This window comes from Roseovarius halophilus (ex Wu et al. 2025), assembly GCF_047086965.1.
Genome location: NZ_JBKOTX010000089.1, coordinates 1 through 22,427, shown reverse-complemented (window position 1 = coordinate 22,427; position 22,427 = coordinate 1). Strand labels below are relative to the sequence as shown.

The following is a 22,427-nucleotide window of genomic DNA, read 5'->3' as shown; positions in this document are numbered from 1 at the left end:
GGCCATGGCGCGGGTCACGTCCGGGGCCGCGACGCGCACCCCCTCGCGGACCACCGGCAAGGCGCGCACCACCTGGTCGAGGCTGTCCACACCGCAGAGCCCGCAGCCCACCGGCCCCGTCGTCGCCCGGCGACGGGCCATCAGCGCGGCGGCACGATCTTCGGGCAGCCACATGCGCACCTCGATACCGGTGGCATGGGTCACGACCTCGGGGGCCTCCTCGATCTCGTCGCTCTTGGCCAGCCCCTCGGTCACCGTGAAGCCGCGCCCGAAGTCCGCCAGATCGGCGGGCGTGGCCATCATCACCGCCTGGGTGGTGCCGTTGTAGACCAGCGCGACCGGCACCTCCTCGGGCAGTCCCCGGGTGCCGGCAACCGCGCGCCCCGCCTGCATCACCCGCGTGCTGGCCGCGCCCGCGCCCGTCATTCCGCCGCCGGAAGGATCCGCCGCGATTGCGCGGCCTGGGCCTCGTAGTCCTCCTGCCACTCGGTCGGCCCGTTCGAGGGGCTGACCTGCACCGCCGTCACCTTGTATTCCGGGCAGTTCGTCGCCCAGTCGGAATAGTCCGAGGTGATCACATTGGCCTGCGTGCCCGGATGGTGGAAGGTGGTATAGACAACCCCCGGGCTGACCCGGTCGGTGAGCGTCGCGCGCAGGGTGGTTTCGCCCGAGCGGCTGGCCAGCTTGACGAAATCGCCCTCGGTCACACCGCGCACTTCGGCGTCATGGGGATGGATTTCCAGCAGGTCTTCCTCGTGCCAGACGACATTGGCCGTCCGGCGCGTCTGGGCGCCCACGTTGTATTGCGACAGGATGCGCCCCGTCGTCAGCAACAGCGGAAAGCGCGGGCCGGTCTTTTCATCCGTGGCCACGTATTCGGTGATCATGAAGCGGCCCTTGCCGCGCACGAACCCGTCGACATGCATCAGCGGCGTGCCCTCGGGATGCGCCTCGTTGCAGGGCCACTGGACGCTGCCCTTTTGATCCAGCACCTCGTAGGAAACACCCGAAAAAGACGGGGTGGTGACCGAAATCTCGTCCATGATCTGGCTGGGGTGGGTATAGGTCCAGCCCGGGCGCCCGGCCTGTTGCAACATGGCATTGGCCAGCAGCTGCGTGACCTCCCAGTCGGCATAGCCGTTGCGCGGCTTCATCACCTCGCGCACGCGGTTGATGCGGCGTTCGGCATTGGTGAAGGTGCCCTCTTTTTCCAGGAAGGTCGAGCCGGGCAGGAAGACATGGGCGTAATTCGCCGTCTCGTTAAGGAAGAGGTCATGCACGATGACGCAGTCCATGGCCGCCAGCCCTGCGGCGACGTGTTTCGTGTCCGGGTCCGATTGCAGGATGTCCTCGCCCTGGCAATACAGCCCCTTGAAGGTGCCCTCGACGGCCGCATCCAGCATGTTGGGAATGCGCAGTCCGGGTTCGGCGTCGATCTCGACGCCCCAGGCCTGCTTGAAGATGTCGCGGACCTCCGAATTCTTGACGTGGCGATACCCCGGCAGCTCGTGCGGGAAAGACCCCATGTCGCAGGACCCCTGCACGTTGTTCTGCCCGCGCAACGGGTTCACCCCCATGCCGTTGCCGCCGACATTGCCGGTCAGCATCGCGAGGTTGGCGATGGCCATCACGGTGGTCGACCCCTGGCTGTGCTCGGTCACACCGAGGCCGTAGTAGATCGAGCCGCGCCCGCCGGTGGCATAGGTGCGCGCCGCCGCGCGCAGATCCTCCGCCGGCACGCCGGTCAGCATCTCGATGGCCTCGGGGCCATGACGCGGGTCGCTGACGAACTCGACGTAGTGCTGGAACTCCTCCCAGTCGCAGCGGTCGCGGATATAGGCCTCATCATGAAGGCCCTCGGTGACGATCACATGGGCCAGCGCCGTGACCACGGCCACATTGGTGCCCGGGCGCAGCGGCAGGTGATGCGCCGCCTCGACGTGGCTGGACCGGACCAGGTCGATGCGGCGCGGGTCGATCACGATCAGCTTGGCGCCCTGGCGCAGGCGCTTTTTCAACCGGCTCGCAAAGACCGGGTGGCCATCGGTAGGGTTGGCGCCGATGACGATGGCGACATCGGTTTCCTCGACGGAATCGAAGTCCTGCGTCCCCGCACTGGTGCCATAGGTCTGGCCCAGGCCATAGCCCGTGGGCGAATGGCAGACCCGGGCGCAGGTGTCGGTGTTGTTGTTGCCGAAGACCGCGCGCGCCATCTTCTGCACCAGGAAGGTTTCCTCGTTGGTGCAGCGCGACGAGGTGATGACGCCGATGGACTTCTGGCCATGGGTCTCCTGCAACCCGCGCATCTTCCGCGCGGCAAAGCCGATCGCCTCGTCCCAGCTGACCTCGCGCCAGGGCTCATCGATCCGATCCCGGATCATGGGGTTCAGAATACGGTCGGAATGGCTGGCATAGCCATAGGCAAAGCGGCCCTTGACGCAGGAATGCCCCCGGTTCGCCTTGCCGTGCTTGTAGGGCACCATGCGCACCAGCTCGTCGCCCTGCAACTCGGCCTTGAAGGAACAGCCCACCCCGCAATAGGCACAGGTCGTCACGACCGAGCGTTCCGGCGTGCCCAGCTCGATCACGGATTTCTCCTGCAGGGTCGCGGTCGGGCAGGCCTGCACACAGGCCCCGCAGCTGACGCAATCCGAGGTCAGGAAATCGTCCAGCGCGCCGCCGGCCGACACCCGGCTGTCAAAGCCGCGGCCCTCGATGGTCAGGGCAAAGGTTCCCTGCACTTCCTCGCAGGCCCGCACGCAGCGGCTGCAAACAATGCATTTGGAGGGATCATAGGTGAAATAGGGGTTGGACTCGTCCTTGGGCATATACTGCGGGTTCGCGTCCCCGCCCGTATCGCGCGCCTCGAAGTGATTGACGAAGCCGCCTGCCTCGGGCTTCTCGTAGCGCACATCGCGCAGGCCCACGGCCCCGGCCATGTCCTGCAACTCGCAGTCGCCATTGGCCGCGCAGGTCAGGCAATCCAGCGGATGGTCGGAAATGTACAATTCCATCACCCCCTTGCGCGTCTTGCGCACCTTGGGCGATTGGGTATGCACAACCATGCCCTCGGCCACCGGCGTCGTGCAAGAGGCGGGCGTGCCGCGCCGTCCCTCGATTTCCACCACGCAAAGCCGGCAGGAGCCGAAGGCCTCCAGGCTGTCGGTGGCGCAGAGCTTGGGCACCTGGATGCCCGCCTCGGCGCTGGCGCGCATCACGGATGTCCCCTCGGGCACCTGCACCTCGAAGCCGTCGATACTCAGCGTGACGGTCTTGCCGGACTGCGACGCGGGCGTGCCCATGTCCATCTCGTCGTGGGGAATGACAAAATCCTTCATCGCATCGCTCCCGTCTTCATCTTGGCCTGTAAACTCCGGGGGGAGTCGCCGCCTTGGCGGCGACGGGGGGCTGGCCCCCCTTCGGTCGGATTTGCGCAGCAAATTCGAAACATCATTCTGCGGCCTCCTTGCGGGTCGCGAAATCGTCGGGATAGTTCTCAAGCGCCGAAAGCACCGGATAGGGCGTCAGCCCGCCCAGCGCGCAGAGCGAGCCGTCGGTCATGGTCTCGCACAAATCCACCAGCAGGCCCTTCGCCTCCGTGTCGCCTTCGGCGATCCGGTCGATGGTCTCGACCCCGCGCACCGCGCCGATGCGGCAGGGCGTGCACTTGCCACAGCTTTCGACCGCGCAGAATTCCATGGCAAAGCGCGCCATTTGCAGCATGTCCGCCGTGTCGTCGAAGACCACCATCCCGGCATGGCCGATCAGGCCGCCCTGCCCGTCGAACTCCTCGTAGGCGAAGGGCGTGTCGAATTTCTCGGGCGGCATGTAGGCGCCCAACGGCCCGCCCACCTGCACCGCCTTCACGGGCCGCCCGCTGGCGGTGCCCCCGGCCACGTCACCCACAAGCTCGCCCAGCGGCAGGCCGAAGGCGGTCTCGAACAGCCCGCCGTATCTCACGTTGCCCGCGATCTGGACGGGCATGGTCCCCTTGGATCGGCCCAGCCCGAAATCGGCGTAATGCTGCGCGCCCTTCTCGAAGATCACCGGCACGGTGGCCAGCGAAATCACGTTGTTGACCACGGTGGGCTTGCCCAGAAACCCCTCCAGCGCGGGCAGCGGCGGCTTGGCGCGCACGATGCCGCGCTTGCCTTCCAGCGAATTGAGCAGCGAGGTCTCCTCGCCACAAACGTAAGCCCCGGCCCCGACACGGATTTCCATGTCGAAGGCCCGGCCCGATCCCAGCACGTCTGCCCCAAGAAGGCCCCGCGCCCGGCCGATGCGGAGGGACTCTTGCATCACCGCGATGGCCTCGGGGTATTCCGAGCGCAGGTAGACATAGCCCTTGGTCGCGCCCACGGCGAGCCCAGCAATCGCCATGCCCTCGATCAGGGTGAAGGGATCGCCCTCCATGATCATGCGGTCGGCGAAGGTTCCGCTGTCGCCCTCGTCGGCATTGCAGACGATGTATTTCTGGGCGGCCGGCGCGTCGTGGACGGTCTGCCACTTGATGCCGGTGGGAAACCCGGCCCCGCCGCGCCCGCGCAACCCGCTGTCCTTGACCTCGTCGACGATCTCTTGGCCGGTCATGGCGATGGCTCGGCGCAGGCCCGCCAGCCCGCCATGGGCCGCATAGGCGTCAAGGTCCAGCGGGTCGATCAGGCCGCAGCGGGCGAAGGTCAGCCGGGTCTGGCGGGCAAAGAAGGGGATCTCCTCGACCGGGCCCAGGCTATCCAGCCTGCCGTCCAGAAGGGCGGGCACATCGGCGGGGGTGACAGGGCCAAAGGCGCGGCGCGTGCCGCCCTCCTCGATCTCGACCAGAGGTTCCAGCCAGATCATGCCGCGGGTGCCGTTGCGGATGACAGTGACATCGACGCCGCGGGCCGCGGCCTCGGTGGCGATGGCAGCGGCCACCGCGTCGGCGTCCAGCGCCTTGGCCGCGCTGTCGCGGGGGACGTAGATCTTCATGCCAGCGCCTCCTCGATCTTGGCCGCGTCGGCGCGCCCGATCAGGCGGTCGCCGACCATGGCCGCGGGGCCGCAGGCACACAGCCCAAGGCAATAGACCGGCTCGACCGTGACACGGCCATCGGGCGTGGTGCCGCCCCAGTCCAACCCCAGCTTGTCCAGCACCGCCTGCGAAAGGGCCGCGCCGCCCACCGCCTGACAGGCCTCGGCGCGACAGATCTTGAGCAGGTGATGCCCGGCCGGGGCCTTGCGGAAATCATGGTAGAAACTGATCACGCCATGCACCTCGGCGCGGCCAAGGTTCAGTTCCTGCGCGATCAGCGGCACGGTGCCTTCGGGAATATGGCCGAAGGCCTCCATCACCGAATGCAGGATCGGCAGCATCGGCCCCTCTTGCCCGCGATGGCGGGCAAAAATCTCGGCCATGGTTTCCGGCAGGGGGGCATCGCTCATGACGGGCGCCTTTCTTTAACCTTCCCCCGCGTGATGCGCCAAGTTGACAGGCAAAGCAATATCGACATTCCGTCATGTGATAGGGCCTGCCTATCAATCGACACCCTTGTCCGAAAGCGACCGTGCCGCGCCCAGAAGCGCCCTGAGCACCGGCGTCATGGGCTCGCGATGGGGCGCCACCAGCCCCACCATATGCGCCGCGTCCGGGTTGACGATGGGCACGGCCGCCAGATCGCCGGCCTTGAGGAATATCTCGGCGGCCTTGCGGGGCAGAATCGTAACCGAGTCGCCGCGCAGGACATGGCTGACAAGCACGATGGTCGAGGAGGATTCGACCCGTGGATCGACCGTCACACCCGCCTCGGACAGATGCTGGGTTATGATGCGCCGGTTCTGCATGTCCGGTGTCAGCAGGCACAGCGGCACCCCATCCAGATCGGCCCAGCCCAGCCCGTCGCGCAGCAACGGGTGCCCCGGGCGTGCCACCAGCACGTAGCGTTCGGCGTAAATCGGCTGGGTCGCCACACGGCCCAACGGCTCGTTGTCCAGGTAGGTCAGCCCGGCATCGACCTGCAGGTTCTCCACCAGTTCGAGTATCTCCGCCGAGGTGCGGGACAGCACCGTAAAGCGCACATTGGGATGGGTGCGCGCAAAGCCCTCGGTCAGGTCCGCAACCAGAGTCAGCGCAGTGGGAATGACGGCGATCGCGAGGTTGCCCGACAGCCCCTCGCGGGCCACGCGCATCTCGTCGCGCAGAGCCCGGCTGTCGGCAACGATGCGCCGCGCCCAGTCCAGGGTGCGCTGGCCCTCGGGTGTCAGCCCGCGAAATCGCGACCCGCGCCAGACCAGCATCACTCCCAGCTGGTCCTCGAGCTGCTTGATCCCGGCAGACAGGGTCGGCTGGGTCACGCTCATGGCCACCGCCGCCTTGCCGAAATGCTCTTCCCGCGCCAACGCGATGAACATTTCCAGTTTGTCGATCATGGGACGCCCTTTCGATAGAGACCCCCTATGATAGCTGTGCCAAAGCCCCCGGGCAAACCCCGGTTATTCGAACATGGTGCGCAGGTTGGCGCTCTGCGTCACCCCGATCTGCGCCTTGTGGTCGCGCAGAAAAGCCCCGGCGGCCCGGCGCCCCGATGCCTTGAGCTGGGCGATGACCGAGGGCACGGCGACCGTCTTGGTTGCGACCGAAAGGTCATTCATCAACCCGTCGTCGGCGATCATGTGGATCAGCGGGCGTTTCATCACGCCCTCTTCCATCTTGCCCTCGTCCAGCAGCCGCTGCACGAAATCGATGGCCCGCAAGTCGCGCAGCAGCGAGGAATTGAAGCTGATCTCGTTGATGCGGTTCTGGATCTCGGTCGGCGTGCGCGGCAGCTGGTCGCGGTGCAGCGGGTTGATGTTGACCACCACGATATCCTGCGGCAGCTCGGGTTCGAACAGCGGGAACAGGGCCGGGTTGCCGGTATAGCCGCCGTCCCAGAAGGCCTCGGTGTTGCCGGTCTCGGGGTCCTCGACCTCGACCGCCTGGAACAGCGTCGGCAGGCAGGCCGAGGCCACGATGGCCTGCGTCGTGATCCGCTCGCCCGAGAAGACCCGGATCTTGCCGTCGCGCACCTGGGTGGCGCAGACGAAAAGGGCCGGCCCGTCCTGGGCGCAGACCCGGCCGAAATCGAATTTCTCGACAATAGGGGTCAGTGGATTGCGGTAGAGCGGCCCCCAGCCGTAGGGCGACATCATCCGACCCAGCATGTCGCTCCAGACAAAGCCCGGCGCGTATTCCAGCGCGCGGCTGACATAGCCCGGGTCGGGCAGCCAGGCCTGCATCCAGTCGCTGATGCCATCGGCCCCGGTCGCGCCGATCTTCTGCCACAGCCAGTCCAGCGTCTCGCGCGCGCCCGCGTGCCCGCCCGCAAGGAACCCGGATTTCAGCGCCGCCCCGTTCATGGCCCCGGCCGAGGTGCCCGAGATCGCGGCGATCTCCAGGTCATCCTCTTCCAGCAGCCGATCGAGAACGCCCCAGGTAAAGGCCCCGTGGGCACCGCCGCCCTGCAGGGCGAGGTTGATACGCAGCGTCACGCCCGGCCCCTCACAGCGCGGTCCAGCCGCCATCAACCGAGATCGAGGTCCCGGTGATCTGCGCGGCGGCGTCGGAGCACAGGAAGATCGCGGTGCCGCCCATCTGTTCGACCGTGGCGAAATCCTTCGACGGCTGGCGCTTGAGCATGACCTCGCGGATCACCGTCTCGCGGTCCATGTCGTATTCCTTCATGGTGTCGGGGATCTGTTCCTCGACCAGCGGGGTCAGCACGTAGCCCGGGCAGATGGCGTTGGCGGTGATCGGCTCTTGGGCGGTTTCCAGGGCCACGGTCTTGGTCAGGCCCATGACGCCATGCTTGGCGGTCACATAGGCGGATTTGAAGGGCGAGGCGGTCAGTCCGTGGGCCGAGGCGACATTGACGATGCGCCCCCAGCCCGCCTCGCGCATCATCGGCAGGGCGGCGGCCGTGGTGTGAAAAACCGAGGACATGTTGATGGCGATGATCGCGTCCCATTTGGCAGTCGGGAACTGATCCACCGGCGCGACATGCTGAATGCCCGCATTGTTGACCAGGATATCGCAGACCCCTGCCTTGTCGATCAGGGCGCGGCACTGGTCGGCATCAGCCATGTCGGCCTGAATGTAGCGGGCGGTGACGCCGTGGTCCCGGGCGATCTCTTCGGCCAGGGCATGGTCTGCCTCGTCATCGGTATAGGAATTGAGCACGATATCGGCCCCGGCCCCGGCCAGTTCCCGAGCGATCCCGAGCCCGATGCCCGAGGTCGAGCCGGTGATGATGGCGGTCTTGCCCGCAAGCGAGACGGTATAGGGCATGGTGCGGCTCCTCATTGCTGCTGTGCGGCGAAACTATCGACTGTGCCGCACAATGCCAGTCCGAATCCGGGCCGGGGCGCGATGCATCTTCAATGGGACCGAGAACGACGGATGCCGCGCTGCGACCAAACCGGTTTGCGTGGTGCCCCCAGAGAGACTCGAACTCCCGACCCACTGATTACAAATCAGTTGCTCTACCAGCTGAGCTATAGGGGCACAGGGCCGTCGTCTAGCGCGGGTCGAGACCTGGCGCAAGCCTCGGGGCGGGCGGCCGCACGGCGGCCTGGCGCGTGCGGCGCGGAAACCGGTTTTCGACCCCGCGATTGCGGCCTATGCTTTGGCGCGAACAAATACCATGGGCGGGACCGGGATGCAGATCGTCTTTCACATCGGGGCCAATCGCACGGACGAGGACCGGCTTCTCAAGTCCCTGCTGCGCAACGGCGATGCCTTTGCCGCCAAGGGCATCAAGGTGCCCGGCCCCAGCAAGTATCGCCGCCTGCTGCGCGAGACGATCCAGGGGCTGGACGGCGGCCCGCCCGCTCCCGACACCCGCGACATCCTGCTCGACGCGATCGTCGATGCCGAAGACTGCAACCGTCTCGTGATGTCCAACGAACAGTTCATGTGCGTGCACCGGCGCATTTTCAACCGCGGCCAGATCTACCGTCTGGGCGACGAGAAATTCACGGGCATCGACGCGATCTTTCCCGATGACGAGATCGAGATCTTCCTGGGGCTGCGCAATCCGGCCACCTGGCTTCCTGCAGTGTTCAACGCGATTCCCGACAACGATTTCAACGACTTCATGGGTGGCCTGGCCCCGGCCGACATGCGCTGGTCGGAAGTTGCCACCAAGATTCGCACCCTGATCCCGCGCGCCCGGCTCACCGTCTGGTGCAACGAGGACACGCCGCTGATCTGGGCCCCGCTGATCCGCGAGATTGCGGGCGTGGACCCGCGCATGCGCATCGAGGGCAGCTTCGACCTGCTGCAGTCGATCATGAGCGCGGCGGGCATGAAACGCTTCGTCACCGAGCTCGAGTCCAATCCGCCGCAAACCGAAGCGCAGACGCAGCGGATCATCTCGGCGTTTCTGGAAGAATACGCGCTGCCCGAGGCCATCGAAGAGGAGATCGACCTGCCCGGATGGACCACGGATACCGTCCAATTTCTCACCGAGCGCTACGAGGCCGATTGCCGGGAGATCGCGCAGATGTCCGGCGTCACATTCCTCGCGCCCTGAGGCGCGAGCCTAACCGGCGAGCAGGGCCGCGACGATCGCCTTGGCCTCGTCGCTGGCCCAGTCTGCGTCGCCCTGCAGCCTGGCGATTTCACGGCCCGCCGGGTCGAGGATCAGCGTGACCGGCAGGCCCAGCACGCCCATGTCGCGGGCCAGGGCGCTGCTGGTATCACTGTGCAACGGCAGGGCCTCGACACCGATCTCGGCGAAAAAGGACTCCATCGCCGGGCGCGGGTTGCGGCCTGTGGCGATGGTGACGACCTCGAAGTCCGCGCCGCCGAATTCTTCTTGAAGCTCGGCCAGTTGCGGCATCTCTTTGCGGCAGGGCGCGCACCAGGTGGCCCAGAAATTGACGAGCGCGTATTTGCCTTCGTAGGCGGCGAGCGTCATCTCCTCGCCGTCCTCGGACGAAAAGGCCACCTCCGATCGGGGTGCCTCGCCGAATTGCAGCTTGGTCATGTCGCCGGCGCGCATCTCTTCCAGCGCGGAGTAATCCGCCGCCGCGGCGGCAGGCGCGGGGCTTTCCCTGCCGCCCAAGGCCAAGTATAGCCCTCCGGAAAGGCCTATGGCGGCTGCGGCCGTCAGGATTAGCGCTTTCTTCATGTCATCACCTCTGGACTGCGGGGACCCATGTCGGACAAATCGGGATCGAATGCAATGTGGGGCGGCCGCTTCGGAAGCGGCCCGGATGCGATCATGGAGGCGATCAACGCCTCAATCGGGTTTGACAGGCGTCTGGCGAAACAGGACATCGACGGGTCTCGTGCACATGCGGCCATGCTGGCGGCCCGGGGTATCATTTCACAAAAGGACGCCGATGCGATCCGGGAAGGGCTGCTCACGGTCTTGTCAGAAATCGAGGGCGGCGCATTCGCCTTTTCCACCGCGCTGGAAGACATCCACATGAACGTGGAGGCCCGCCTGAAAGAGTTGATCGGCGATCCGGCGGGCCGGCTGCACACGGGCCGCAGCCGCAACGACCAGGTGGCGGTGGATTTCCGGCTCTGGGTGCGGGACCAGTGCGATGCGGCCGAGGCCGGCCTCGTGGCGCTGCAAAAGGCGCTGCTGGGCCAGGCCGAACAGGGGGCGGACTGGGTCATGCCGGGCTTCACCCACCTGCAGACCGCTCAGCCCGTGACCTGGGGACATCACATGATGGCCTATGTCGAGATGTTCGGGCGCGACCGCGCCCGCTTTGCCGATGCGCGCAAGCGGATGAACGAATCGCCCCTCGGCGCCGCGGCGCTGGCCGGCACCCCCTTCGACATCGACCGGCAGATGACAGCCCATGACCTGGGCTTTGACGCGCCCATGGCCAATTCGCTCGACGCTGTCTCGGCGCGGGATTTCGCGCTGGAGTTCCTCTCGGCCGCGTCGATCTGCGCGATTCATCTGTCGCGGCTGGCCGAGGAACTGGTGATCTGGTCCTCCGCCCAGTTCCGATTCGTCACCATGTCCGACAAGTGGTCCACCGGCAGTTCGATCATGCCGCAAAAGCGCAACCCGGATGCCGCGGAACTGCTGCGCGCCAAGGTCGGGCGCATCTTCGGGGCCAATGTGGCGCTGATGACGGTGATGAAGGGCCTGCCCTTGGCCTATTCCAAGGACATGCAGGAGGACAAGGAACAGGTCTTCGACGCCGCCGACAACCTGATGCTGGGGTTGGCGGCGATGGCCGGTATGGTGGCGGACATGGGCGCCCGGTCCGAGACCCTGCGCGCCGCCGCCTCGGGCGGGTTCTCGACCGCGACCGACCTGGCCGACTGGCTGGTGCGCGAACTGGGCCTGCCCTTCCGCGAGGCGCATCACGTCACCGGCGCGCTGGTGGCCGAGGCCGAGGCGCGGGGCTGCGACTTGCCCGACCTGCCGCTCGAGGTCATGCAGGCCTGCCATGCCGGGATCACCGCGGGGGTTTTCGACGTGCTGGGCGTGGACAATTCCGTGCGCAGCCGTATTTCCTACGGGGGAACGGCCCCGGACCGTGTCCGCGACCAGATCGCCCGCTGGAAGGAGGCGTTGTCATGAGACCAATCCTTGCCCTGATCGCCCTGCTGGGCACCGCCGCCTGCGGTGCCGACGCCCCGCCCGTCCGCCCGAGTGCCGGGGTCGGTGTCTCGGTCGACAACGCGGGTGTGAGCACGAATGCCAATCTGGGCGCCACCAACGGCATAGTGTCGGTGGGGCTGTCGCTGTGATGCGCTGGCTTTTCCTGGCGCTGGCCGTCTGGGGCACGATCCACCCGATGTGGTATTTCGTCTCGTGGTTTCAGGAAAACGGCTGGTCTCTCATGGCCATGGTCGAGGCCTGGCACGCGAATGCCGCGACATCGGGGCTGGTCTGGGACCTGACCATTGCCGCAGCGGCCCTGACGATCTGGGTGATCTGGGAAAGCGTGACGCAGCGGCGCTGGGTGGGGCTGATCGCCATCCCTGCGACATTCTGCATCGGGGTGTCCTGCGGGCTGCCGCTCTACCTTTTCCTGCGCATGGGCCGGACCTGAACGGTGTCGCTGCCTCGACACTTTCACTCGGACATGGACGCGGCGACGCGCTGCGGCGGCGTGGCGCGGGCTGACCTGTCGCGGTGCGGTATTTTTGACCCAAAGAAACCTTGGGCTTTTCGCAAGACCTGATAGACCCGCGCGAGACTTACGAAGGGACCCGGAATGGATCATTTCCTGTATCGCGACGGCGCGCTTCATGCCGAGGACGTCGCCGTTTCCGAGATCGCCGCCCAAGTGGGCACGCCGTTCTACGTCTATTCCAGCGCCACGCTGCTGCGGCACTATCGGCTGTTCGACGAGGCCCTCGCAGGCACCGATCACCTGGTCTGTTTCGCCATGAAAGCCCTTAGCAACCTGGCCGTGATCAAGCTGCTGGGGGATGCGGGCGCGGGCATGGATGTCGTCTCGAGCGGGGAATACCTGCGCGCCCGGGCGGCCGGCGTGCCCGGCGAGCGGATCGTCTTTTCCGGGGTCGGCAAGACCCGCGACGAGATGCGCCTCGCGCTGGAGGGTGGCATCCGCCAGTTCAACGTCGAGAGCGAGCCGGAAATGCGCGCGCTGTCGCAGGTGGCCGTGGCACTTGGCGTCGTGGCCCCGGTGACGGTGCGGGTGAACCCGGACGTGGACGCCAAGACGCACGAGAAGATCTCGACCGGCAAGGCCGAGAACAAGTTCGGCGTTCCGCTGGCCCGCGCCCGCGAGGTCTATGCCGAGATCGCCGGCCTGCCGGGGCTCGAGGCCGTGGGCATTGACGTGCACATCGGCAGCCAGCTCACCGATCTGGCGCCCTTCCGTCTGGCCTATCAGAAGGTGGTGGACCTGACCGAGACCCTGCGCGCCGATGGCCATGACATCCGCCGGCTGGACCTTGGCGGGGGGCTGGGCATTCCCTATGAGCATTCGAATGCCGCGCCGCCGCTGCCGGTTGAATACGGCGAGATGCTGCGCGAAGTCGTGGGCCACCTTGGCTGCGAGATCGAGATCGAACCGGGGCGCCTGATCGCAGGCAATGCCGGTCTGCTGGTGGCCGGAGTGACCTATGTCAAGCACGGCGAAGGGCGCGAATTCCTGATCACGGACGCCGCGATGAACGACCTGATCCGCCCGGCCATGTATGACTCCTGGCACGAGATCGTGCCTCTGCGCGAGGCAGCACCGGGCGCGGTCATGACCCCCTATGACATCGTCGGACCGGTCTGTGAAAGCGGCGACACCTTTGCCAAGGGCCGGATGCTGCCCAGCCTGGCCGAGGGCGACTTGATCGCCTTTCGATCCGCTGGGGCCTATGGCGCGGTCATGGCGAGCGAGTACAACTCGCGCCCGCTGATCCCCGAAGTGCTGGTCGATGGCGATCAATTCGCGGTTATCCGCCGACGCCCGACCTTTGACGAGATGTTGAATCGAGATACCATTCCGGAGTGGCTGTAGCGCGGCGACCGCACAGCCGAGGCGACAGAGCGAGGCATCCCATCCGCGCAGAGCAGACCCCAAGGCATCTGAAAATGCCCATCGTCCTGACCCTCGCCGGGCTCTGGGCCGAGCGGGTCACGCGTGCCTTCTGGCCTGCCTGGACGGTGCTTTTGCTGGGCGTGGCGCCGCTGGTCATGGGCTGGCAGGACAGCCTGCCGCTCGAGGCGGTCTGGGGCTTTGCCGTCCTGGTCGTTATGGCACTGGGCTGGACGCTGTGGCGCGGGGCCAGGCAGGTCCGGGCGCCAAAGCGGCAAGAGGCCGTCGCACGGGTCGACGCCCGGCTGCCCGGCCGCCCCATCGCGGCGCTGGAGGATGGCCAGGCCATCGGCGCGGGGGATGCCGCCTCCGAGGCGGTCTGGCGCGTCCACCTGCAACGCATGGCCGAACGCACGCAGGCGGCCCGCGCGGTGGAGCCGGACCTGCGGCTGTCGCGGGCCGACCCCTATGGCCTGCGCTATATCGCGCTGCTGGTCTTCGTTGTGGCGCTGATGTTCGGATCGCTTCTGCGCGTGGGCAGCGTGGTCGAGACGCAGATCGGCGGAAACGGGCAGATCGCGACCGGCCCGGTCTGGGAAGGCTGGGTCGAGCCGCCCGCCTATACCGGCAAGCCGACGCTCTATCTGGCCGACCTTCAGGGGCGGACGATCCGCGCGTCCGACGGGGCCCTGATCACGGTGCGGCTTTACGGCGAGATGGGCGACTTGTCCGTCTCGGAAACCGTGTCGGGCCGTACCGGCGACGTGCCGCCCGCCTCCGATCTCCAGCAGAGCTTCGAGGTGACCCAATCCGGCCGGCTTGAAATCCTCGGCGCGGGTGGGGCCGGCTGGGATGTCACCATGGTGCCCGATGCCGCCCCCGAGGTGGAGCTGGCAGGGGCCGTCGAGGTCGAGGCCTCGGGCGAGATGGCGCAGCCCTTCCGGGCAACGGACGACAATGGCGTGGTGGCGGGCGAGGCCCGGATCGAGCTGGACCTGTCACAGGTCGATCGCAGCCACGGGCTGGCCGACGACCCCGACCCGCGCAAGCCTCTGGTGGTCGACCTACCGATGCCAATCTCGGGCGACCGGGCAGAGTTCGAGGAAAGCCTGATCGACGATTTTTCCCAGCACCCCTGGGCGAACCTGCCGGTCACGCTGAGCCTGACCGTCGAGGACGCAGTGGGCCAGTCGGGAACCAGTCCCCGAGAACAGATGCGCCTGCCCGGGCGCCGGTTTTTCGAACCCGTCGCAAGGGCGGTGATCGAGCAGCGCCGCGATCTGCTCTGGGCCAAGGACAATGCGCCGCGCGTGGCCAAGGTGCTGCGCGCCATTTCCTACCGCCCGGACGAGATCTTCGACAACGAGACCAGTTACCTGCGGCTGCGCGTGACCCTGCGGCGGCTTGAGGCAGAGATCGAAGACGGCCTGTCGGATACCGCGCAGGAGGAGATTGCCCAGGCGCTCTGGGATCTTGCGGTGCTGCTTGAGGAAGGCTCGCTTGCCGATGCCCGCGACCGGCTCGAACGCGCCCAGGATCGCCTGGCCGAAGCCATGCGCAACGGCGCCTCCGACGCGGAAATCCAGGAGCTTATGAACGAACTGCGTGAGGCCATGGACCAGTACATGCGCATGCTGGCCGAGAACGCCGAGCCGGCCGAGGACGGCACCGACCAGCCCGACAGCAGCGAGGAGAACCGGCAAGTTACCCAGAACGAGCTCGACGCGCTGATGGACCGCATCCAGGAGCTGATGGAAGAGGGCCGCATGGCCGAGGCGCAGCAGCTCATGGAGCAGCTGAACCAGATGATGGAGAACATGCGCGTCACCCAAGGCGAAGGTGGCGACGGCCCGCAGACCCCCGGCGAGCAATCCATGCAGGACCTGGCCGAGACGCTGCGCGATCAGCAGCAGCTCAACGACGATGCCTTCCGCGACCTTCAGGACCAGTTCAACCAGGACCCGCAGCAGGGCCAACAGGGCCAGCAGCCGGGCGGCGAGGATCAACCGGGCCAGCCCGGACAGGACGGCCAGCAGGGCGAGGGACCGGGCCAGGGCGACAACACGCAGCAGGGCATGACCGGCGAAGGCGGCCAGGGCGGCGAGGCCACCAAAGACGGATCGCTCGCCGATCGGCAGAACGCCCTGCGCGAGGGCCTGAACCAGTTGCGCAACGCCCTGCCCGGCCTGAGCGGTGACGCCGCCGACCGCGCGGGCGAGGCGCTCGGCCGTGCCGAGGATGCCATGGAAGGGGCCGAGGAGGCCCTGCGCGGCGAGGACATGGCCGAGGCCATCGATCGGCAGTCCGAGGCCCTTGACGCCCTGCGCGACGGGATGCGCAATCTGGGCGAGGCGCTGGCCGAGAACCAGCAGGATCAGCCGCAGGAGGGTCAGGGCACCCAGCAGGGCCGTGCCGATGGAAGCCCTGAACCGGGCCGCCGCGATCCGCTGGGCCGTCAGATGGGAGAGTCGGGCCAGTTCGGCAGCGACGAGACCATGCTGGGCGACGAGGATGTCTATCGCCGGGCCGAGGAACTGCTGCAGGAACTGCGCGACCGTTCGGGCGATCAGCAGCGCCCCGAGCTGGAACTCGATTACCTGCGGCGCCTGCTGGACCGCTTCTGAGGCGGACCCGGCCCGGGGGCCGGGCCACGGCCCATTACATCCCCAGCGCTTCCTTGTAGACCTCGAGCACCGCCTCTTCCTCGGCGATCTCCTGGGGTTCACGCTTGCGCATCGCGATCAGCTTGCGCATGGCCTTGGTGTCGTAGCCACGGCCTTTGGCCTCGGCCATGACTTCCTTTTGCTGGTCGGCAATGTCCTTCTTCTCGGCCTCGAGCCGTTCGTAGCGCTCGACGAATTGGCGCAGTTCGCCTGCGGAAATCTTGTACTGGGACTCGGTGACGTCGTCGGTATCGCTCATCTGGGGACCTTCCTGCTGGCCGTTTGCGCATCCTCGGGCGGCCTGCCTAGCCGCCCGCGCCCGGCCCTGCAAGAGGGTTGCGCTTGCACGCGCCACGGCCCCGCGCTAGGCCGGGTTCAGCACAAGCGGAGCCTGTCATGCAAACCCTCGTCTGGATCGGTGCCGCCCTGTCGCTGCTCGGGCTGGCCGGGATCATCGCCAGCATCGTCAAGGTGCAGCGCGCCCGCCGCGCGGGGCTGAGCGACGAGGACCTGAGGGCGCGCATCCAAAAGGCGCTGCCGCTCAACCTTGGGGCCTTCATGCTCTCGGCGCTGGGTCTGGGCTGCGTCGTGGTGGGCGTGCTGCTGGGCTAGGGCGCGGGGCAAAACACGTCGTAGAGCCGTTCGATGATCGGTATCACGCGAGTGTCGGCCAACGAGTAGTAGATCGTCCGGCCATCGCGCTCGGCCTGCACCATGCCCTCCGAGCGCAAACGGGCCAGTTGGCCCGAAACGTAGGACTGGCTGGCACCGAGGGCCTGCTCCAATTCGCCGACGCTGCGCGGCCCGGCCAAAAGCGAGCAGAGCAACCGCAGGCGTTGCGGGTTCGACAGCGCCTTGAGGACCTCTGCCGCCTCGGTGGCGGCGGCATCCATGGCGTCAAATTTTTCGGGACTCATATCCATTCCCGAAAGATACGCGCGCCGCTCAAATATTTCAAGATACTGATGCGTGTCGTCCGCCATGAAATCGCGATCCTGCCCGGGCTGGACAACGCGCCCCGCGCCGTCCTAGACCGACGCTATGGATATTCGCCCGCTCAGCCCCGACCACGCCGTTTCACCCCAGATCGACCCCGCCGACCTTCCCGCCATCGCCGCGGCCGGTTACCGCCTGGTAATCTGCAACCGCCCCGATGCGGAAAACCCGCCCGACCACCACGCAGCCGTCATGGAAGAGGCGGCGCGGGCGGCGGGGCTGGACTTCGTCAATCACCCGGTGACGCATCCCGCCATCGGCCCCGAGACCATCGACCGGCAGATGCAGGCGATCGACACTGCGCCGGGGCCTGTTCTGGCCTATTGCGCCTCGGGTACGCGGTGTTCGGTGCTCTGGGCGCTGGGGCGTGCGGGCACGCTGGGCGTTGATGCGGTGCTCGAGGCGACGGGCAGGGCGGGCTACGATCTGGCGCCGCTGCGGCCCCAGCTGGAGGCCTTCGCCGGACGCTGACGCGCGCGGGGTTTTCGCGCAAAGGGCTGTCGCGCTTCACGACGACACCGATTGCGCACGCGCGCCCTGGCCGTCCTCGGGCGGGTCAACGGCCACAGGTGCCGCGTTGCCTGCGCCGGCAAGCGTCTTGCCCGCCTGGGGGTTGGGGTCGTCTGGCGGCGGGCCGGGCGCGGGTCGGGGCGGACGGTGCAGCGCCTCCATCTCGGGGGTGGTTTGATCGAGTTTCACCGCCCGCGCACCCGAGACCTGGCCCAACCGCACCCGGACCAGACTTTCCCCGGCGCTTTCAAGGTGCACCCGGTCGAGAGTCAACCCGCCCAACGGCACCAGCTGGCCGCTCTCGAAGGCGTCAACCTGCGACAGCGGCAGGGTCAGGCGGCCGAGGATCGCCTCAAGCTCCGCCGGGGCCAGTTCGAGGCTGGCGCGGAAGGCCCCGGACCAGTCGTCGGGTACCTCGGCGGGTTCGGGGGCAGCCTCGGGCTGCGCCGGGCCGCTGGCCAGGGCCAGCCGCAGCGCGCCCCGCCGGTCCGTCCCGCCGATCTGCACCGTGACCTCCAGCAGGCGGTAGTCGCTGTCGCGCAGCATCAGCGCCGCCGCGCGCAGATCGGGCAGCGGGCCAAGTGTCCAGTCGGCCATGCCCGTGGGCAGGTCCGCCTGCCCGGCCCGGCCCAGCTCCTGCAAGAGGGCCTCAACCACAGGCCGGGCCAAGACGGCATCGGTCGGGGTGACCGGGCGGTCGCCCTCGGCCGCGTCGAGAAGGACGCCCATGGTCTGAACCTCGATCATGGCGCTGCGCAGGGCCGGGTCCAGCATCACGAGGCCGGCAAGGCCAGTCTCGCCCGGGGCGGTCAGGGCGAAAAGAACCCAACCCGCCGGCCCCTCGGCCACGAGCGCATCGGGCGTGCATCTCTCGTCGGTGAGCCCCTGCACCGTGAGGGAGAGGCCGACCGCGCGGTCGGCCGCACGCAGCACCGCCACGCGGATGCCCCGTCCCGGTTCCGGTTCGGCATCGCCGTCCTGCGCCGGGGCAGCCCCGTCGAACCTGCCAAGTATCCGGGCCAGCGCCGGGTTGGCGCCCGCGTTACGCCCTGTCATTGCGCCTGCCTCTTCTGAGTTTCGTCTGGCCCGGGCATCGGCCGCCCGGGCGCCAGCAGGCTAGACCCGGCGCGGTTACCAGCACGCTAACGCCGCCCTATTGCGCGGCCACGCGCAACTCCCGGCGGAGAGTGACCCGGAACGCCGGGCCGCCCTGCCCCGGCAGATAGCTGATGCCGCCACCCAGGCTCTCCATGATCTGGCGGCAGATCGCGAGGCCCAGCCCAGCCCCGCCGGCCTTGCCTTCGTCGGCCAGCCGCGAGAATTTCTCGAAGATCAGGACTTGCGCGTCGGCCTCCAGCGGGGTGCCATTGTCGATGAAATCGACCTGGCAGATCTGCTGGTCGGCCAGCACCCGGATGCTCAGTTCGGGCCGGTCGGCGTCGCAGTACTTCGCGGCATTGGTAATCAGATTGATGAAGACCTGGGTCAGCCGCTCCAGGTCCGATTCGATCGGCACCGCCTCGCGCGCCGGGTCACGATGCAGCGCCAGCCGGTCGCCGGACACGCCCGAGGCCATGACCGCCCGGTCAAGCACGTCGCCAAGGCTGCCGCGCCCGATGTCGAGCTGCACCTGACCGTTTTCCAGGTAGGACAGGTCGAGCAGATCATCGAGCAGCCGCGTCAGCCGGGTCGATTCCTGGTGGATGATCCCGGCGAAACGGGCCCGCGCCTCGGTGTCGATCTCACCCTCGCGCAGGATTTCCGAGAACGACCGGATCGAGGTCATGGGCGTGCGCAACTCGTGGCTGACCTGGCTGAGAAAGGCGTCCTTCTGGATCGAGATCGCGGTCAGTTTCTCGTTGGCCTCGCGCAGGGCCCGGGCGGTGCGTTCCTGTTCGGCGCTCTTGGCCTCCAGGCGGTTTGAATACTCCACGATCTGGGCGGTCTCGTCGGCCACCGCGATCAGGTCCTCGACCGATACCGCCGCAGATCCGGTCGGTTGCCCCACCATGGCATGGGCCGTCGCCGCGCCCACGGAACCTGCCAACAGTCGCTCCAGCCGGCCGATCAGTTCGGGCGTAACCTCGGGCAGGTAGCCGTGGATGCCCTGGGCACGGGCCTCCTCGCGAAACATCGCCTGCGCCTCGGCATGGCCGATGATGCGCTGGGCCATGATCAGCAGGTCCTCGGCGCGGGCCGCGCTCTGGGCCCAGGTGCGCGCGCCGGCGGAGTTTTCGAAAACATTGACGAACTGCGCGCCCTGCAGCCGCTCCATCGGGTTGGGAAACGTCAGGATCGACAGGACCACCAGCGCGGCCGTGTTGAAGAACATCGACCAGAAGACGGTATGCACCACCGGGTCCAGCCCGGAGATGCCGAACAGCGCATAGGGCCGCAGCCAGCCCCAGCCGAAGGGGCCCTGCGCCATGACGGCCTCGGGCAGGACCGCCCCGGCGCCGAAACTGGGCAGGAACAGCGTCCAGGCCCAGATGGCAAATCCGACCCCCACCCCGGTGCCGGCCCCGATCCGGTTGGCCCCGCGCCAGAATATGCCCGCAATCATGGCCGGCAGCACCTGGACCACCCCGGCGAAGGAGACCAGGCCGATCGAGGCCAGCGCGGCCCCGCCCCCCGACAGCCGGAAATAGAAATAGCCCAGCGCGAGGATCGCCGCGATCGAGACGCGCCGAGACATGATGATGACCCCGCGCACGTCGCCGGACAGCGCCGCGCCCTGCTGGGTCGAACTCAGCCAGACCGGCGCGACGATGTGGTTGGACACCATGGTGGCCAGGGCGATGGTCGCCACGATCACCATGGAGGTCGCCGAGGAGAAGCCGCCCAGGAAGGACAGGACCGCCAGCCCGTCGTTGCCAGTGGCCAACGGAATGGTCAGCACGAAAAGGTCGGGGTTTGCGTTTTCGGGCAAGAGGTCCATGCCCGTCACGGCGATGGGCACCACGAAAAGACTCATCGCCAAGACATAGAGCGGGAAGGCCCAGCTTGCCGTCGACAGGTGCTTTTCGTCAGCGTTTTCGACCACCATGACCTGAAACATGCGCGGCAGGGTCAGGAAGGCTGCCCCCGACAGGAAGATCAACCCGACCCAGCGGTGCGGCACCGGCTGCCACTCGGCAATGGACGAGGCATCAATGCGGGCCAGCGTCTGGCCCACGCCGCCGGACATGCCCCAGACGACGAAGACGCCCACGGCGATCAGTGCGAAAAGCTTGACCACCGCCTCGACGGCGACCGCCATGACCACGCCGTGGTGGCGTTCGTTCACATCCAGGTTGCGGGTGCCGAAGATCAGCGTAAAGACCGCCAGGCCCACGGCGATCCAGATGGCGGCCCCCTCGAATTCGCCGGAGACCCAGCCAGATCCCGGCTGCGCGGCGAAGACCGCCAGCGACTGGGTGACCGATTGCAGTTGCAAGGCGATATAGGGCGTGGTCCCCACGACGGCCAGGAGTGTGACCAGCACCCCCAGCGCCGTGGATTTGCCGAAGCGCGACGAGATCAGGTCGGCCACCGAGGTGATCCGCTGGGTCTTGCCGATGCGCACCAGCTTGCGCAGGATCCACCACCAGCCGATCATGACGATCGTGGGGCCGAGGTAGATGGTCAGGTATTCGAACCCCGAGCGCGCCGCATAGCCCACCGCGCCGTAGAAGGTCCAGGCGGTGCAGTAGATCGACAGCGACAGGGTGTAGACCAGCGGGTTGCGCAGCCACTGGCCACGGTCGCGCCGCGCGCGCCGCTCGGCGGCGAAGGCGACCAGGAACAGGAACGCCACATAGCCAAGCGAGACCGCGATCAGCAGGTTGAACGAGATCATTTCTCGGGCGCCTCCCCGGCACCCGGCGGGGTCGTGCCCACGGGGTCGTCCACGCGGATGCGGCGCGACAGTAACGCCGCCAGGCCGATCAGCGCCAGCCAGAGTCCGAAGAGATAGACGATCGTCACGCTGGGCCGGACGCCCGCTGCACTGTCCCACTGCCAGAACAGCGGCAGGAAAAAGAGCACGGTAGCAAAGACCGGAAGGATGCGCGCCGCGTCGCGATAGCGGCGCTGGCGGTAGGTGCCGCGTTCGAGATACTCGACGCGGCGACGCCCGTCCGGCGCGGGCGGTGTCATGGCCCCGCCAGCGCCCGGACGGTCTCGAGCACCTCGGAGTTGGAAAAGGGCTTGGTCATGAACCGGGTCGCGCCCAGCTGTTCGGCCATGTCGCGGTCGCGTTGCTGGCCGCGGGCGGTCAGCATCAGGATGGGCAGGTCCGGGTCGGCCTCCGCCCCCTCGCGCAGGTCGCGCAGGATGTCGAAGCCGCTGCGCCCGGGCAGCATCACGTCGAGGATCAGCAGATCGGGCGGCCCCGCGCGCACCCGATCCACCGCCGTTTCGCCATCGGCATGGGTGTGCACGGTCCAGCCATCCTTGGACAGCATGAAGCTTATGGCCTCGATGATGTTCGGCTCATCCTCGATCAACAGGACACGGCGGCCCATGTCTGCGTCCTCCCTCGTGCTCTCCCCTCCCAAGGAAAGTATCCGTTTATCACACCCTTTCCACGGCGCGTCAAAGCCCGATGCGCCTGCGTCCGGCGGGCCTATCCCGGATCCTGGAGCAAACTGGGCTGGCGTCGCGCGGCGCAGCCCTCGACCGGGCAAACCCGGCAGCCCGGACCGACACGCCCGGGGGCCTCGCCGCTGTCGGGGCCTGCCGGACGCACCAGCATCGTCGCCACCACCTGCGGGGGGCCCTCGAAGCT

General features: G+C 67.5%; 22 protein-coding genes and 1 tRNA gene. 8 read left to right on the top strand and 15 right to left on the bottom strand.

Annotation, left to right across the window (positions count from 1 at the left end):
• The 8 genes from ACH107_RS17565 to ACH107_RS17530 form a co-directional block, all read right to left on the bottom strand.
• Positions 1 to 426: formate dehydrogenase accessory sulfurtransferase FdhD (locus tag ACH107_RS17565; protein ID WP_412506939.1), on the bottom strand; the 426-nt coding region annotated here is incomplete at its 3' end.
• Positions 423 to 3,338: a formate dehydrogenase subunit alpha gene (gene fdhF / locus ACH107_RS17560; RefSeq protein ID WP_412506938.1), complete on the bottom strand. Its 2,916-nt coding sequence runs from the start codon at positions 3,336 to 3,338 to the stop codon at positions 423 to 425. The genes fdhF and ACH107_RS17565, both read right to left, overlap by 4 nt.
• 112 nt (positions 3,339 to 3,450) lie before the next feature.
• Positions 3,451 to 4,968, bottom strand: coding sequence for an NADH-ubiquinone oxidoreductase-F iron-sulfur binding region domain-containing protein (locus tag ACH107_RS17555; RefSeq protein WP_412506937.1), 1,518 nt, complete (start codon positions 4,966 to 4,968; stop codon positions 3,451 to 3,453).
• Positions 4,965 to 5,420, bottom strand: a complete 456-nt coding sequence (locus ACH107_RS17550; protein ID WP_412506936.1) for a formate dehydrogenase subunit gamma — start codon at positions 5,418 to 5,420, stop codon at positions 4,965 to 4,967. Before ACH107_RS17550 ends, ACH107_RS17555 begins: the two co-directional genes overlap by 4 nt.
• Before the next feature lie 93 nt (positions 5,421 to 5,513).
• A complete protein-coding gene (locus ACH107_RS17545) occupies positions 5,514 to 6,404 on the bottom strand; it encodes a LysR family transcriptional regulator (protein ID WP_412506935.1) in 891 nt (296 codons plus the stop codon).
• 63 nt (positions 6,405 to 6,467) lie between these two features.
• Entirely contained in the window at positions 6,468 to 7,502 is a 1,035-nt protein-coding gene (locus ACH107_RS17540) for a patatin-like phospholipase family protein (RefSeq protein ID WP_412506934.1), read from the bottom strand.
• A 10-nt stretch (positions 7,503 to 7,512) separates the two neighbouring features.
• Positions 7,513 to 8,298, bottom strand: a complete 786-nt coding sequence (locus ACH107_RS17535) for a 3-hydroxybutyrate dehydrogenase (RefSeq protein ID WP_412506933.1) — start codon at positions 8,296 to 8,298, stop codon at positions 7,513 to 7,515.
• A gap of 140 nt (positions 8,299 to 8,438) precedes the next feature.
• Positions 8,439 to 8,514 (bottom strand) — tRNA-Thr (locus ACH107_RS17530).
• Between the two features lie 139 nt (positions 8,515 to 8,653).
• On the opposite strand from ACH107_RS17530, the gene ACH107_RS17525 reads away from it, so the two are divergent.
• Positions 8,654 to 9,544, top strand: coding sequence for a hypothetical protein (locus ACH107_RS17525; RefSeq protein WP_412506932.1), 891 nt, complete (start codon positions 8,654 to 8,656; stop codon positions 9,542 to 9,544).
• 9 nt (positions 9,545 to 9,553) lie between these two features.
• Here ACH107_RS17525 and ACH107_RS17520 read toward each other — a convergent pair whose 3' ends face one another.
• Positions 9,554 to 10,144 (bottom strand): TlpA family protein disulfide reductase, encoded by a 591-nt coding sequence (locus tag ACH107_RS17520; RefSeq protein WP_412506931.1) that lies wholly within the window; start codon positions 10,142 to 10,144, stop codon positions 9,554 to 9,556.
• Between the two features lie 27 nt (positions 10,145 to 10,171).
• On the opposite strand from ACH107_RS17520, the gene argH reads away from it, so the two are divergent.
• From argH to ACH107_RS17495, 5 genes are all read left to right on the top strand, one after another.
• Positions 10,172 to 11,566 (top strand): argininosuccinate lyase, encoded by a 1,395-nt coding sequence (argH, locus tag ACH107_RS17515; protein ID WP_412506930.1) that lies wholly within the window; start codon positions 10,172 to 10,174, stop codon positions 11,564 to 11,566.
• Entirely contained in the window at positions 11,563 to 11,736 is a 174-nt protein-coding gene (locus ACH107_RS17510; RefSeq protein ID WP_310691677.1) for a hypothetical protein, read from the top strand. Before argH ends, ACH107_RS17510 begins: the two co-directional genes overlap by 4 nt.
• Positions 11,736 to 12,041 carry a DUF2834 domain-containing protein gene (locus ACH107_RS17505; protein WP_310691679.1) on the top strand — a complete coding sequence of 102 codons (306 nt, stop codon included), beginning with the start codon at positions 11,736 to 11,738 and terminating at the stop codon, positions 12,039 to 12,041. The genes ACH107_RS17510 and ACH107_RS17505 overlap by 1 nt, the downstream gene beginning before the upstream one ends.
• Before the next feature lie 165 nt (positions 12,042 to 12,206).
• A complete protein-coding gene (gene lysA / locus ACH107_RS17500) occupies positions 12,207 to 13,472 on the top strand; it encodes a diaminopimelate decarboxylase (protein ID WP_412506929.1) in 1,266 nt (421 codons plus the stop codon).
• Positions 13,473 to 13,546: 74 nt separating this feature from the next.
• Positions 13,547 to 16,114, top strand: a complete 2,568-nt coding sequence (locus tag ACH107_RS17495; RefSeq protein WP_412506928.1) for a TIGR02302 family protein — start codon at positions 13,547 to 13,549, stop codon at positions 16,112 to 16,114.
• Between the two features lie 34 nt (positions 16,115 to 16,148).
• Here ACH107_RS17495 and ACH107_RS17490 read toward each other — a convergent pair whose 3' ends face one another.
• Positions 16,149 to 16,412 carry a DUF2312 domain-containing protein gene (locus tag ACH107_RS17490; protein ID WP_310691682.1) on the bottom strand — a complete coding sequence of 88 codons (264 nt, stop codon included), beginning with the start codon at positions 16,410 to 16,412 and terminating at the stop codon, positions 16,149 to 16,151.
• Positions 16,413 to 16,549: 137 nt separating this feature from the next.
• On the opposite strand from ACH107_RS17490, the gene ACH107_RS17485 reads away from it, so the two are divergent.
• Positions 16,550 to 16,765 (top strand): hypothetical protein, encoded by a 216-nt coding sequence (locus tag ACH107_RS17485; protein ID WP_310691683.1) that lies wholly within the window; start codon positions 16,550 to 16,552, stop codon positions 16,763 to 16,765.
• Here ACH107_RS17485 and ACH107_RS17480 read toward each other — a convergent pair.
• Positions 16,762 to 17,136, bottom strand: a complete 375-nt coding sequence (locus tag ACH107_RS17480; protein WP_412506927.1) for an ArsR/SmtB family transcription factor — start codon at positions 17,134 to 17,136, stop codon at positions 16,762 to 16,764. The genes ACH107_RS17485 and ACH107_RS17480 overlap by 4 nt on opposite strands.
• A gap of 58 nt (positions 17,137 to 17,194) precedes the next feature.
• On the opposite strand from ACH107_RS17480, the gene ACH107_RS17475 reads away from it, so the two are divergent.
• Positions 17,195 to 17,620: a TIGR01244 family sulfur transferase gene (locus ACH107_RS17475; RefSeq protein WP_310691686.1), complete on the top strand. Its 426-nt coding sequence runs from the start codon at positions 17,195 to 17,197 to the stop codon at positions 17,618 to 17,620.
• Between the two features lie 36 nt (positions 17,621 to 17,656).
• Here ACH107_RS17475 and ACH107_RS17470 read toward each other — a convergent pair whose 3' ends face one another.
• The 4 genes from ACH107_RS17470 to ACH107_RS17455 form a co-directional block, all read right to left on the bottom strand.
• A complete protein-coding gene (locus ACH107_RS17470; RefSeq protein WP_412506926.1) occupies positions 17,657 to 18,715 on the bottom strand; it encodes a FliM/FliN family flagellar motor switch protein in 1,059 nt (352 codons plus the stop codon).
• 97 nt (positions 18,716 to 18,812) lie between these two features.
• A complete protein-coding gene (locus ACH107_RS17465) occupies positions 18,813 to 21,497 on the bottom strand; it encodes an ATP-binding protein (RefSeq protein ID WP_412506925.1) in 2,685 nt (894 codons plus the stop codon).
• Positions 21,494 to 21,796: a hypothetical protein gene (locus ACH107_RS17460; RefSeq protein ID WP_412506924.1), complete on the bottom strand. Its 303-nt coding sequence runs from the start codon at positions 21,794 to 21,796 to the stop codon at positions 21,494 to 21,496. Before ACH107_RS17460 ends, ACH107_RS17465 begins: the two co-directional genes overlap by 4 nt.
• On the bottom strand, positions 21,793 to 22,164 hold the full coding sequence (locus ACH107_RS17455; protein ID WP_310691691.1) for a response regulator: 372 nt from the start codon (positions 22,162 to 22,164) through the stop codon (positions 21,793 to 21,795). Before ACH107_RS17455 ends, ACH107_RS17460 begins: the two co-directional genes overlap by 4 nt.
• Positions 22,165 to 22,427 lie beyond the last annotated feature (263 nt).